11 protein-coding genes are annotated in these 12625 nt (G+C 72.8%); 5 read left to right on the plus strand and 6 right to left on the minus strand.

The features are described 5' to 3' along the window. Positions 1-171: 171 nt before the first annotated feature. The 5 genes from IE239_RS21875 to IE239_RS21895 are packed head-to-tail and all read left to right on the plus strand — an operon-like array spanning position 172 to position 5787. Positions 172-2946 (plus strand): sensor histidine kinase, encoded by a 2775-nt coding sequence (locus tag IE239_RS21875; protein ID WP_229878233.1) that lies wholly within the window; start codon positions 172-174, stop codon positions 2944-2946. After that, complete coding sequence (locus IE239_RS21880) at positions 2943-3446, plus strand: roadblock/LC7 domain-containing protein (protein ID WP_190151056.1); 504 nt, start codon at positions 2943-2945, stop codon at positions 3444-3446. The genes IE239_RS21875 and IE239_RS21880 overlap by 4 nt, the downstream gene beginning before the upstream one ends. Beyond that, positions 3443-3874: a DUF742 domain-containing protein gene (locus tag IE239_RS21885; protein ID WP_190151057.1), complete on the plus strand. Its 432-nt coding sequence runs from the start codon at positions 3443-3445 to the stop codon at positions 3872-3874. Before IE239_RS21880 ends, IE239_RS21885 begins: the two co-directional genes overlap by 4 nt. After that, a complete protein-coding gene (locus tag IE239_RS21890) occupies positions 3855-4511 on the plus strand; it encodes a GTP-binding protein (protein ID WP_190151058.1) in 657 nt (218 codons plus the stop codon). The genes IE239_RS21885 and IE239_RS21890 overlap by 20 nt, the downstream gene beginning before the upstream one ends. A gap of 22 nt (positions 4512-4533) precedes the next feature. Next, positions 4534-5787, plus strand: a complete 1254-nt coding sequence (locus tag IE239_RS21895) for a styrene monooxygenase/indole monooxygenase family protein (RefSeq protein WP_190151059.1) — start codon at positions 4534-4536, stop codon at positions 5785-5787. On the opposite strand, the gene IE239_RS21900 is transcribed toward IE239_RS21895, so the two are convergent. From IE239_RS21900 to IE239_RS21925, 6 genes are all read right to left on the minus strand, one after another. After that, positions 5760-7169, minus strand: a complete 1410-nt coding sequence (locus IE239_RS21900) for a C40 family peptidase (protein ID WP_190151060.1) — start codon at positions 7167-7169, stop codon at positions 5760-5762. The two genes, IE239_RS21895 and IE239_RS21900, sit on opposite strands and share 28 nt — an antisense overlap. 70 nt (positions 7170-7239) lie before the next feature. Then, on the minus strand, positions 7240-7602 hold the full coding sequence (locus tag IE239_RS21905) for a DUF8847 domain-containing protein (RefSeq protein ID WP_190151061.1): 363 nt from the start codon (positions 7600-7602) through the stop codon (positions 7240-7242). A 14-nt stretch (positions 7603-7616) separates the two neighbouring features. After that, on the minus strand, positions 7617-8267 hold the full coding sequence (locus IE239_RS21910; RefSeq protein ID WP_190151062.1) for a TetR/AcrR family transcriptional regulator: 651 nt from the start codon (positions 8265-8267) through the stop codon (positions 7617-7619). A 226-nt stretch (positions 8268-8493) separates the two neighbouring features. After that, on the minus strand, positions 8494-9432 hold the full coding sequence (locus IE239_RS21915; RefSeq protein ID WP_190151063.1) for an AurF N-oxygenase family protein: 939 nt from the start codon (positions 9430-9432) through the stop codon (positions 8494-8496). Between the two features lie 133 nt (positions 9433-9565). Beyond that, positions 9566-11023, minus strand: a complete 1458-nt coding sequence (locus tag IE239_RS21920; protein WP_190151064.1) for a penicillin-binding transpeptidase domain-containing protein — start codon at positions 11021-11023, stop codon at positions 9566-9568. Further along, positions 11020-12600 (minus strand): FtsW/RodA/SpoVE family cell cycle protein, encoded by a 1581-nt coding sequence (locus IE239_RS21925; protein ID WP_229878234.1) that lies wholly within the window; start codon positions 12598-12600, stop codon positions 11020-11022. The genes IE239_RS21920 and IE239_RS21925 overlap by 4 nt, the downstream gene beginning before the upstream one ends. Positions 12601-12625 lie beyond the last annotated feature (25 nt).

Below are 12625 nucleotides of genomic sequence, written 5' to 3' on the forward strand. Positions count from 1 at the left end.
ACTTGCCCGCCAACTCCCCTCCGATGTTCACTCCTTCGGGTGGCGGGGCAAGCGATGCGCGGCCCCCGCACACCGGCACTGGGAGGGTCGGAAACCGTACCGGACGTACGCGCCAGTTGACGGAGCGTCAAATCCGGCCCATGGGTAAACGAGTCAGGAATGCGAGCACCGGTGCAGAAGACGCGGCCTCGGCGTACAGGCAGCCAGACGGCCTCCGAGGGGGGCGCGGAGCGCACCCCTGTCGGCAAGGGCCGCCCGACCCACGTACGCAACCGGCTGATCGTCGCGGTGGCCGTGGTGGCCGCCGCGATAGCCGGAGCCGGCGCGCCCTCGGTCCTGGCCGCGTCCGGCCAGTTGAAGGACTCCCAGGACCTGGTCACCCTGGCCGAACAGAGCCAGGACGCCCTCGCCCTCGCCCAGTCCCTGGCGGACGAGCGCGACGAGGTCACCGCCTACGTGGCGGCCGGCCGGGTCAAGTCCAGGGCGCCCTCCGCGCAGGGCGGCGCCCGGGTCGACCGTCAGGCGCGCGAACTCACCACCCGGACGGACGTCTCGGCCGCGCTGCGCAGTGCCCTCGCCGCCGTCCCGTCGGTGCGGCAGTCGGCCCTCACCGGCAAGAGCACCGCACTCCAGGCGCATCAGGGCTACTCCGAGGCCATCGCCGCGCTCCACGTCCTCGTGGACCGGCTGGCCGAGGAGATGCCGCCGCGCGCGGGCTCCGGCGCGTACGCCCTCGCCGAGCTCGACAGCGCCGTCCAGCAGGCCTCCGCGGCCCGGGGGCTGCTGCTCGCGGCGCTGAACGTGCCGACGGAGGAGGAGACCTCCTACGACCCCGTCAGCGGCCGGTCGAGCACCGTGAAGGTCTCCTCCAAGGCCGACACCAAGCAGCGCGACGCCCTCACCGCCGCCGCGCAGCAGGCCCGGCTGCGCTCCGACGCGGCCCTCGCCGACTTCCGCGAGGGCGCGCCCGAGGACGCGGTCGCCTCCTACGACTCCACGGTCACCGGTGGCGACGTCGACGCCGCCGAGGCCTACCTCGCATCCCTCACCGACCAGCCGGAGCTGAGCGGCCGCGACCTCGACACCGGCGTCAAGAAGCTGGACGCGGCGCTCTCCGCCCGCCTCGACCTGATGCGCGGGGCCGAGTCCTCTCTCTACGGCCACCGCGTCGAGGACCTCGCCCGGTTGCGCGACGACGACGTCACCGGCCTGGAGATCCGCGTCGCGGTCCTCGGCGCGCTGATGCTGCTCGCGGTCGCCGTGGCGACGGGCATGGCGCGCAGCCTCACCCGCCCGCTGTCCGTGCTGCGCAGGGGCTCGGCGCGACTGGCCGGGGCCGAGAACCCGGCGGCCGAGGAGCCGGTCGCGTTCACCGGCCGCAACGACGAGTTCGCCCAGGTCGTCCGTTCCGTCAACGCCCTGCACCAGCACGCCGTCGCCGTCCACGAGCGCGTAGCGACCCTGGAGTCCGACCGCAAGCACCTCGTGGGCCAGCGCCAGCGGATGGCCGACGCCCGCGAGGAACTGCGCGCCGAACTGGACGCCTCTGCAGCCCAGTTGGACGGGCTGCGGGACAGCATCAGCGGCACCTTCGTCAACCTCGCCCTGCGCACCCTCGGCCTGGTCGAGCGTCAGCTCGCCGTCATCGAGGGCCTGGAGGAGCGGGAACAGGACCCCGACCGGCTGGCCACGCTCTTCAAGCTCGACCACTTCGCCACGGTCATGCGCCGGCACAGCGAGAACCTGCTGGTGCTGGCCGGCACGGAGCACGTCCAGCAGCACGCGGGCCCCATCCCGCTGGTCGACGTGGTCCGCGCGGCCGTCAGCGAGATCGAGCGCTACGAGCGCGTACGCATCTCGGCGCTGCCCCCGCACGCGCACGTGGCGGGCTTCGCCGCCGACGACCTCTCCCACCTGCTGGCCGAACTCCTGGAGAACGCCACCTCGTTCTCCCCGCCCGACCTGCCCGTCGAGGTCTCCGGCTGGCTGCTGGAGAACGGCGAGGTCATGCTCTCCGTCCAGGACGAGGGCATCGGGATCCCGGACGACCGGCTCGGCCGGCTCAACGCCCGCCTCGCCGAGTTCGACCCCGAGACGCCCTACGACCAGGAGGGCGAGGAGGGACTCGGCCTCGGCCTGTACGTGGTGGCCCGGCTGGCCCACCGGCACGGGGTGCGCGTCCGGCTGCGCGAGCAGAAGCAGGGCGGGGTGGCCGCCGTCGTCGTCCTGCCGACCCAGCTCCTCGCCGCCGCCCCGGCCGCCGCGGTCCCCTCCTCGGCGCCGTCCGCCGGGGCCGCCCACTCCTTCTCCCTGCCCGGCGCCGACGCGGAGGCCAACTCCAACGTCCTGCCGGGCCGTTCGAAGCCCGTCGACCCGCTGATCGCGCTGGCCGAGAAGGCCGTCCGGCAGGCGGAGAGCCCGGCGGAGAGCCCCGCGGAGTCGCCCGCGGAGACCACCATGGAACTCCTGCTGCCGGACCCCGAGGGGGAGCCCGGCGCCACGCAGGACGAGCACGCCCACGCGTCCCCGGCCGCCGGCCACGAGGACGCGTCCCGGCAGGCGCCCGCCCCCGCCGGCGAGACCGCCGCAGGCGAAGCGGGGACGGAACACGCACGCACGTCCGAGGCCCCGGAGGAACCCCTCACCGACAAGGGCCTCCCCAAGCGCACACCCAAGATCACCGCACCCGCCCACACCCCGCGCCAGCGGACCGGCTCCGTCGACGCGGACGCCCTCCGCCGCCGTCTGGGCGGCTTCCGCCGGGGGGCGGAGGCCGGCTACCGCGACGTGGAGGCGGAGATCGCCGAGAAGACGGGCCAGAACCAGGTCCCGTCGCAAGGGGCAGTACGCGACGCAGCACGCGACACCGCAGCAAAAGCAGCTCGAGAAGCACACGTACACGCCGAAGACGGCACGGGGGGCACAGTCGAGGAGGCAAGCAGTTGACCGCGCCCAGTACCTTCGGACTGAGCAGTGAAGCCCGTAACCTGCACTGGCTGTTGACCAACCTCGTGGAGGAGGTCCCCGGCATCCAGTCCGTCGCCGTCGTGTCCTCGGACGGCCTGCTCCTGCTGTCCTCGGACGCGGCGCACAACGAGGAGGCCCGGCAGGCCCGCGAGGCCAGACCCTCCGGCCCGCGCGGCTCCTCCGCGGACCTCGCCACCATCGTCTCGGGCATCGGCAGCCTCACCGTCGGAGCCGCCAAGCTCATGGCGTTCGGCGGAGTGAAGCACACCATGATCGCGATGGACGAGGGCAGCCTCTTCGTGATGTCGATCAGCGACGGCTCGCTCCTGGGCGTGCACGGCTCCGCGAACTGCGACATGAGCGTGGTGGCGTACCACATGGCGCTCTTCGTGGGCCGCGCCGGACACGTCCTGACCCCCGAACTGCGCAGCGAGCTGAGGCAGTCGCTGGAGTCCGACTCGACGGGGAGCATCGGATGAGCGCCGTCCCGCAGCAGCCGCAGGGCGGCAGGCAGCAGCTCCCGCTCCGCGGCGGCGACCGCAAACCCGCCCGGGTGCGCCCCTATTCGCTCACCGGCGGCCGTACCCGCTTCGGACACGTCCTCCTCGTCGAGACGTTCGTGGCGGCCCTCGAAGCCCCCGAGGAACGCCGGGAGCTCACGAACGGCTCGCTCAAGTCCACGGTCATGCCGGAACTGCGGGCCATCGTCGAGCTGTGCCGCCGTATGCGCACGGTGGCCGAGATCGCCGCGCTGCTGAAGATGCCGCTCGGCGTGGTCCGGGTGCTCCTCAGCGACCTCGCGGACCAGGGAAAGATCCGTGTGTACGGCACCGGTACCGCTCACGGTACGGGCCGTCCCGACCGCGCTCTGCTGGAAAGGGTGCTGAGTGGACTCCGTCGTCTCTGACGCCGCCGCCTCCTTTGGCGTCTCCCCCCTCGCCGGGCCCGTGACCGGGCCCGACGAACCCCTGCAGCCGTGGCAGACGGACCGCACCCGCGCCCCCATAGCCACCAAGATCGTGATAGCGGGCGGCTTCGGCGCCGGCAAGACCACCCTCGTCGGCACCGTCTCGGAGATCGAGCCCCTCCAGACCGAGGCGCTGATGACCGAGGCCAGCGAGGAGACCGACGACCTCACCGGCACGCCCGAGAAGATCACCACCACGGTCGCCATGGACTACGGCCGCCTCACGCTCGACGACGACCTGGTGCTCTACCTGTTCGGCACGCCGGGCCAGCAGCGGTTCTGGTTCATGTGGGACGACCTGGTGCGCGGCGCGATCGGCGCGGTCGTGCTGGCCGACACCCGCCGCCTCAAGGACTCGTTCCCGGCGCTGGACTACTTCGAGAGCTGCGGGCTGCCTTACGTCGTCGCCGTCAACCACTTCGACGACAGCGAGCTGTTCGAGCCGGAGGACGTGCGGGAGGCGCTGACGATCTCCCCGCACATACCTGTCATGATCATGGATGCGCGGCGCCGGATCTCAGTGATCGAGACCCTCCTGGCCCTGGTGGGCCACGCGCTCGACGAAACCCCCGAGTAAGGCCCTTCAAGGAGTCCCCCGCATGCGGAAGATACTCGTCGTCGGAGCCGGCCAGTCCGGTCTCCAGCTCGCCCTCGGCCTCCAGTCGCACGGGTACGAGGTCACCCTGATGTCGAACCGGACGGCGGACGAGATCCGCTCCGGCCGGGTCATGTCGACGCAGTGCATGTTCCACACCGCCCTGCAGCACGAGCGCGACCTCCAGCTGAATTTCTGGGAGCAGCAGGCCCCCAGGATCGAGGGCCTGGGCGTCTCGGTCGCCGCTCCCGGCTCGCACGACCCGGGCCCCACCCAGCGCGCGATCGACTGGCTGGGCCGACTGGACGGGTACGCCCAGTCCGTCGACCAGCGGGTCAAGATGGCCGGCTGGATGGAGACGTTCGCCCAGCGCGGCGGCCAGCTCGTCATCCACGGCGCGGCCGTCTCCGACCTCGACTACTTCTCCCGCGCCTACGACCTCGTCCTGGTCTCGGCCGGCAAGGGCGAGCTGGTCCAGATGTTCGGCCGCGACCCGGAGCGCTCCCCCTACAGCGAGCCGCAGCGCGCCCTCGCCGTCGCCTACGTGCACGGAATGGGCCCGCGCCCGGAGCACCCGGACCTGGACGCGGTCCGCTGCAACCTCGTCCCCGGCGTCGGCGAACTGTTCGTCATGCCGACGTTCACCCTCTCCGGCCGCGCGGACATCCTGTTCTGGGAGGGCATACCCGGCGGCCCGCTCGACGTCTTCAACGGCGTCAAGGACCCCGCGGAACACCTCTCCCTGACCCTGGCGCTCATGGAGAAGTTCACGCCCTGGGAGTACGCGCGGGCCACCCGGGTCGAACTGACCGACGCCGGCGGCACCCTGGCCGGCCGTTACGCGCCCACCGTCCGCAACCCCGTCGGCCGGCTCCCCGGAGGCGGTCTGGTCCTCGGCGTCGCCGACGTCGTCGTCGCCAACGACCCGATCACCGGTCAGGGCTCCAACTCGGCCTCCAAGTGCGCGGCCGCGTACCTCGCGTCGATCCTGGAGCGCGGGGAGAAGGAGTTCGACGAGGAATGGATGCGCGCCACCTTCGAACGGTACTGGGACACCGCGCGGCACGTCACCAAGTGGACCAACGCGATGCTGGCCCCGCCGCCGGAGCACATCATCGGCCTGCTCGGCGCGGCCGGACAGCTGCAGCCCGCGGCCGACCGCTTCGCCAACGCCTTCAACGACCCGGCCGACTTCGAGAACTTCTTCTACGAGCCCGAGAAGACCGCCGCCTACCTGGGCTCGCTGACCGGAGCCTGACGGTCCGCCGCCTCTCCCGCCCCGGTCGCCGCCGGCGGGAGCTTCGGCGGCCGGTACCGGCGCAGGGGCTCGCCGCCCGGATCCGGACGCACCGCGCCGAGCACCGGGTTGGACGCGATCGGGGAGACCTTCACCTTCTCGCCGGTCCGCGGGGCCTGCACCACCATGCCGTGCCCGAGGTACATCGCCACATGCGTGGCCTCGGGAAAGTAGATCACCAGGTCGCCCGGGCGCAGCTCCTTCAGCGGGATCCTCGGCAGCCGAGCCCACTGCTCCTCGCTGGTCCGGGGGACCTTGGTCCCGGCATGTTCCCAGGCCTGCGAGGTCAGGCCGGAGCAGTCGTACGACCTCGGCCCCTGCGCGCCCCACTCGTACGGCTTGCCGAGCTGGCGCACCGCGTACCGCACGGCCTTCTCGCCCTGCTCGGACGGCTTGCCGTCGTCGCCGAGCGCACCGGACGCCACGAGCCTCTTCTGCGCCCGCGCCACCCCGTCGCTCTCCAACGCGGCGAGCGCGGTGAGCTGCTCGGCGGTGAGGGAGGCCAGGAGCTTCTCGACCTCGTCCAGGCGCCGGCGCACGGCGTCGCGCTCCTTCTTCCTGCGCGCCGTCAGGGTGAGCTGGGCGTCGAGAGCGGCGCGGGCCCGGCGGGCCAGCCCGGCGGCTCTGCGCTCGCCGTTCTCCAGCCGCCCGACCGTCTCCTTCCGCTCGCGCGCCAGCCGGCCGATCACATGGCCCTGGTCGAGAGCGTGCTGCGGATCCCGGGCGAGCAGCAGGCGTACGTAGGGGGAGAGGGCGGTGCTGCCCTGGTACTGCCGGCGGGCGAGCCGCCCGGCCGCGTTCCGGCTCTCGTGGAGCGAGAGCCGGGCCTTGACCAGGTCGGTGTCCAGCCGCCCGGTCTCGGCCCGTCGCCGCCGGAGCTGCTCCTCGGTGGCGTTGTAGGCCTCGGTGGCCGCCTCGGCCTCCCGGTACAGCCGCTGAAGGTCCTTCAGCAACTCGGCCACGGTTCGTCCGCCCGGAGCGGAGCCCGGGTCCGCCCCTTGACCGGGTGCGTCGGGGACGTCGGGTGCGTCGGGTGCGTCTCCCCCGGTCGCCGACGGTCCGCCCGAGGCCGGATCCGTGTCCGCGTCCTGACCCGAATGCGAGCCTGTGCCTGCACCTGTGCCTGAGTCCGGTTTTCGGTCCCGTTGCCGGTCCTGTTGCCTGTCCGGGGTCCGTGGTGCGGCCGTCGTCCGTTCGCCGGCCGCCATGGCCCCCGTCGTGGCCACGGCGAGTCCGGGAGCCAGCACGGTCTGCGCGGCGAGGGCCGCCGTGGAGACCGTACAGGCCAGACGCAGCAGTCTTCCTGACACGACATCACCTCCGCTGCGGGGTGGCCCCTCCATCCCGCAGGGTGAGCATCAGGCGTGCGCGCGCGGTCCGCGCGCCGGGCGTGCGCGGTTCGGCGCAACGACGTCACCCGTCGGCGTCGTCCCGCCCTTCCTCCGGCGTGGCGTCGGGCGTGGCGCGGGGCCGGTACTCCCGCCCCCCGCCGGGTCGCGCGTCCGGTCGCGCGGGGGGCGTGGACCAGGGCCAGCGCAGCCGCTCGTCCTTCTTCCCTTCGGGGTCGAACTCGTACTTCCAGCCCCGGGGGAGCCCGAGCCGCCTGCTGTGGCCGCGCGGCACGCGCCGGTAGACCAGGACGGCCGGCGGGCCCCCGGCCGCGTCGGGGACGGGAATGCGGTAGGTCTTGGGCGGGTGCCCGGTCGGACCCAGCAGCACGGGCAGCACCCGGCCGTCCATGGGACCGCCCTCGAAGGGGGTGTCTTCGCTCTTCACGGCACCAGTGTCGATCAGGTCTCCGTGCCCAGCGCGCCCCGGACCAGTTCGGCGGTCTGCGCGTCCCGCGCGGCGGTCACCGCGAGGACCGCGACGAACTGGTCGACCAGCCAGTCCCGCAGTTCGTCGGCGGGCGGCTGCTTGTCCTCGTCGAGCCAGATGAGGGAGGCCGCCTCGACGGCCGTGATCCACATCCGTACGGTCATCCGGAGCCGCGGACCGGGGTCGGGAACCGCCAGGTGGCGGTAGATGGCCTCGGCGGCGGCCCGCCGTACGCCGTCCACGGTCGCGGTCGTCCGGGAGGTCTCCACGACGCTGCCGCCCTGCAGCAGTGCGCTGAAGCCGGCGTCATGACGGCCGACGAAGGTCAGATAGCGGTCGAGCACGCGGGCGAGGCGGGGGAGGAGCGGGCCGTCCTGGGGTTCGTCGAAGCAGTGGTGCAGTTCCTCGGCGGCGGAGCGCAGCGCGGCCTCGTACAACTGCTGCTTCCCGCCGGGGAAGTACCGGTAGACGAGCGGCCGGGACACCCCGGCTGCCTCCGCCACGTCGTCCAGCGAGACGTCCTCGGGAACGCGGTGCGCGAAGAGCGACAGCGCCGCGTCGAGAAGCTGACTGCGGCGCTCCTCGACGCTGAGACGACGGTAGGCGGGGGCGGCTGGCGTCATGACGAGCAGCGTAATCGCCCGCACGGCACAGCGCCCGGCCCCCCGCTCGGACGATGCCCCCGCCCGCGAGTGCTCCCGGCCCGGGCCGGACGACCCCCCGCCCCGGCCGGACGACCCCCCCGCCCGGCCGGGCGAGCGCTCCCGCCCTGTCGGGCGGCGCCCGCGAGGACGTCGGTCAGGCGAGGGGCAGACCGACCGGTGGCGTCGCCGCCTCACGACCTCTCTGTCAGGCGAGCAGGCCCGATGACTTCCACAGGCGGCGGCCCACCCCGCGCAGCACGCCGATGTCGTCCAGGAAGTCCGTCAGCCGCTTCGCTCCCGTCTGCATGACCTCCCGCCGGTGCCCGCTCGCCTGCACCTGTGCCATGGCCTCGCGGCGGTCCAGGCCCACGTTCCGGTAGACCTCGGGGTTCACGAAGGCCACGGAGAACACCCGGGCGAACTCGCCGGACGTGACCCGGGTGAACTCCTGCGACCACCTCGGCGCCGTCACCATCTGGCGGCGCAGCTCCTCACGGGCGTAGCGCACGTGCCGGGCCTCCTCCACGACGTGGATCCGGGTGACGCCCCGGACCAGCGGCTGGACCCGATCGTCGGGAAAGGTCAGCCGCTGCATCCAGTCGAGGACCTCCTCGCCGAGCAGGGTCGCGGTGAAGGAGCCGGGGGTGGTGGAGACCGTCTTGAACAGGCGGCCCATGTTCTGGTGGGCACGGCTCACCGGGTACAGGGGCGTGCCGCCGCGCGCGATGAGCCGGGCGAACATCTTCGAGTGCCGGCACTCGTCCTCGATCTCGGTCAGCGCGTACCGCACGTGCGCGCTCGTCGCGGCCTTGTCGTAGATGTGCCGCACGAGCAGCTGCATGAGGATGATCTCGAACCAGATGCCGAGCGAGGCGAGCGCGGCGGCCTCGTGCCGGGACAGCAGGATCCGCTGCTCCTCGCTCATCCGCCGCCACATCGGCGTGTCGTACAGCGACACGAGTTCCGGCGGCCAGAACCACTTGCCGTCCTCGAAGGGCGCGTCCCAGTCAAGCTCCTCGTCCGGGTCGAAGGAGTGCTTGGCGGAGGACGCGAGCAGCCGCTCGGCCACCTGCTCCCGGTCCTTGAGCAGGCCCAGCGCGTCCCGCAGCCCTTCCAGCGCGTCGGCATCCGTGAGGGTCGTCATGCCTCTTATGAGACTGCCTGTCAGCAAGGCCGTCAATCCCTCGGACGCCACTTCTTGCCGAGTCCTACGACTTCGGGAGTCCTGCCGGCCGACTTCGCAAGTCCTGCCGGCCGGGCCCCGGAAGCCCGACGGCTCACGAGTCGAGCACCGCCTCCATCACCGCCCGCGCGATCGGCGCCGCCATCCCGCCCCCGGTGATGTCCCCGCGGCGCGCCGACCCGTCCTCCACCACCACCGCGACCGCGACCCTCGGCACCGGGTCCCGCTGGCCCTGCGCCCAGGAGACGAACCAGGCGTAGGGAATGCCGGCGTTGCCGAGGCCGTGCTGGGCGGTGCCCGTCTTGCCGCCGACGATCGCGCCGGGGATCGCGGCGTTGGTCCCGGTGCCCTCCCGCACCACGTCCGCCATCAGCTCCCGCAGCCGCCTCGCCGTCGAGGGGAGCATCGCCTGCCGGGACGGCCGGGAGCCGGCCGTGGCCACCGTCGCCCCGCCCTTCCGTGTGGTCCGCTCCACCAGGTACGGCGTGCGCACCTGCCCCCCGTCGGCCACGGCCGCCGACACCATCGCCATCTGCAACGGGGTGGCCCGCGTGTTGTACTGACCGATCGAGGACAACGCGAGCTGCGCCCTGTCGAGCGAGGTGTCGAAGGTGCTCGGCGCGACGCCGAACGGGATCCGCACGGATTCGTCGTTGAAGCCGAACGCCCGGGCCGTCCGGGTCATCCCGGACAGTCCCGTGTCCACGCCGAGCTTGGCGAACACCGTGTTGCAGGACCACTCGAAGGCCTCCCGCAGGGACGCGTCCTCGCAGCCGTCGCCCTCGTTCGTCAGTCTCGTCGTCGTGCCGGGCAGCCGGTAGGGGGCGGGGGAGTCCGTCGCCGCGTCCAGGTCCGTGACGACGCCCGCGTCCAGCGCCGCCGCCGCGGTGACCACCTTGAACGTCGACCCCGGCGGATACGTCTGCCGCACCGCACGGTTCAGCATCGGCTTGTCCGGGTCGCGGTTGAGCCGGGCCCAGGCCCGCTCGGCCCGGGCGTCGTTGCCGGACAGCATCCCCGGGTCGTACGACGGACTGGACACCAGCGCCAGCACCCGCCCCGTCGACGGCTCCACCGCCGCCACCGCGCCCTTGCGCCCGTCCAGCCCCTCGTAGGCGGCCCACTGGGCGTGGCGGTTCAGCGTCGTCACCACGTCGCCGCCGGGCGCCCGGCCGTGCGTGACGTCGTTCCACAACGGGAACGGCGAGAGCAGCGGATCCGAGCCCGAGAGCAACGCGTCACCGGCGTGCTCCAGGAACGTCGTCCCGTACACCTGCGAGGCGAATCCGGTCACCGGTGCGTACAACGGCCCGTCCTGGTAGGTGCGTTCGTAGCGCAGCTGCTCCCCGGTGTCCCGGGAGCCGGTGACGGGCGTGCCGCCGACGAGGATGTCACCGCGCGGCTGCGCGTAACGGGCGATGGAGCCACGCCGGTTGGCGGGGTTGGCGTCGTAGGACCCCGACTGGACCAGCTGGACGCGCGCGGCGTTGACCAGAAGCGCTGCCAGCAGCAGGGCGCAGAAGACGGCGGCATGCCGGATGTGCCGGGTCACCCGGTTCTCCCTGGACTCTTGGGACCCTTGTCGACCAGCGCGTCGACCGGTTCGCCGGGTTGTACGCCGAGTGGCGCGGTGGGGGGTTCGGTGCGCGGTTCGGTGGGTTGTACGGCGGTCGGTCCGTGCGGCCGTCGGGCCGCCCGACGGGCGACCGGACCGGCGAGCGGGGCGGCGGCCGGGTCGGTCGGCGGGGCGGCGGACGGGGCGCCGCAGGGTCGGCGGGCCGAGTCGCTCACCCGGATCAGCAGCGCCACGATCGCCCAGTTGGTGACCACGGAGGAGCCGCCCTGGGCCAGGAACGGCATCGCCATCCCGGTCAGCGGGATCAGGCCGGTCACCCCGCCCGCGATCACGAACACCTGGAACGCCACGATCGAGGCGAGCCCGGCGGCCAGCAGCCGTCCGAAGGGATCGCGCGCCGACAGCCCCGCGCGGTAGCCGCGCTCGACGAGCAGGCCGTAGAGCAGGAACAGCGCAGAGAGCCCCGCCAGGCCCAGCTCCTCGCCCGCCGTCGCCAGGATGAAGTCCGACTTCGCGGCGAAGCCGATGAGGATCGAGTGGCCGACGCCCAGCCCGGTTCCGAACGCCCCGCCGGCCGCGAAGGAGAACAGCGACTGCGCGAGCTGGTTGGCGCCCTGACCGGCCTCGATCGAGGCGAAGGGGTGCAGCCAGTCCTCGATCCTGCTGTGCACATGCGGTTCCAGGCGGCCGACGGCGACCGCGCCGAGCGAGGCGAGCAGCAGACCCACCGCGATCCAGCCGGTGCGGCCGGTGGCGACGTAGAGCATCACCACGAACAGGCCGAAGAAGAGCAGGGACGTGCCGAGGTCCCGTTCCAGGATCAGCACGCCGACGCTCAGCAGCCAGATCGTGACGATCGGGCCGAGCACCCGCCCGGTGGGCAGCTGCATCCGGCTGAAGCGCCAGATCCGGCGGCCCGCGTACGACAGCGCCGTGCGGTTGGCCGCCAGGTAGGCGGCGAAGAACACCGCCAGCAGCACCTTGGCGAACTCCCCCGGCTGGATGGAGAAACCGGCGATCCGGATCCAGATGCGGGCCCCGTTGACCGCGGGGAACAGGATCGGAAGGGTCAGCAGGGCGAGTGCGGCCACCACGCACACGTACGAGTACCGCTGCAGCACGCGGTGGTCGCCCAGTGCCGTCACGACCACGATGAACAGGGCCACCCCGACCGTGGACCACACGAGTTGCGTGGGCGCCGCCCGTTCGCCGGGGGTCTCCAGATCGAGCCGGTAGATCAGCACCAGGCCCATCCCGTTGAGCAGCACGGCGATGGGGAGCAGCAGCGGGTCGGCCCAGGGAGCGCGCAGCCGCACCGCGAGATGTGCCAGCAGCGCGAGCACGCCGAGCCCCGCGCCGTAACCTGCGGCGCCGGGCGGAAGGGAGCCGTTCCGGGCCAGGCCGACAGCGCAGTACCCGTACACGGACAGCAGGACGGCCAGCACGATGAGGGACAGTTCGACGCCGCGGCGCCGGGGGAGGCCCACCGTGGCGGCGGGCGCGTCGGCCGCCACGGTGGTGCCCGTTCCTGCTCCGACTCCGGCTTTCGTCATGTCCGGAACCTACCCAAATAGGGCT

The sequence above is a fragment of the Streptomyces humidus genome (assembly GCF_014649655.1).
In the GTDB taxonomy this organism is placed as follows: domain Bacteria; phylum Actinomycetota; class Actinomycetes; order Streptomycetales; family Streptomycetaceae; genus Streptomyces; species Streptomyces humidus.

Excerpts from the sequence above, each read along its gene's own strand:
- IE239_RS21925 (WP_229878234.1), bottom strand. The coding sequence starts at position 12,600 with ATGACGAAAGCCGGAGTCGGAGCAGGAACGGGCACCACCGTGGCGGCC.
- IE239_RS21900 (WP_190151060.1), bottom strand. The coding sequence starts at position 7,169 with ATGGAGGGGCCACCCCGCAGCGGAGGTGATGTCGTGTCAGGAAGACTG.
- IE239_RS21915 (WP_190151063.1), bottom strand. The coding sequence starts at position 9,432 with ATGACGACCCTCACGGATGCCGACGCGCTGGAAGGGCTGCGGGACGCG.
- IE239_RS21910 (WP_190151062.1), bottom strand. The coding sequence starts at position 8,267 with ATGACGCCAGCCGCCCCCGCCTACCGTCGTCTCAGCGTCGAGGAGCGC.
- IE239_RS21895 (WP_190151059.1), top strand. The coding sequence starts at position 4,534 with ATGCGGAAGATACTCGTCGTCGGAGCCGGCCAGTCCGGTCTCCAGCTC.
- IE239_RS21885 (WP_190151057.1), top strand. The coding sequence starts at position 3,443 with ATGAGCGCCGTCCCGCAGCAGCCGCAGGGCGGCAGGCAGCAGCTCCCG.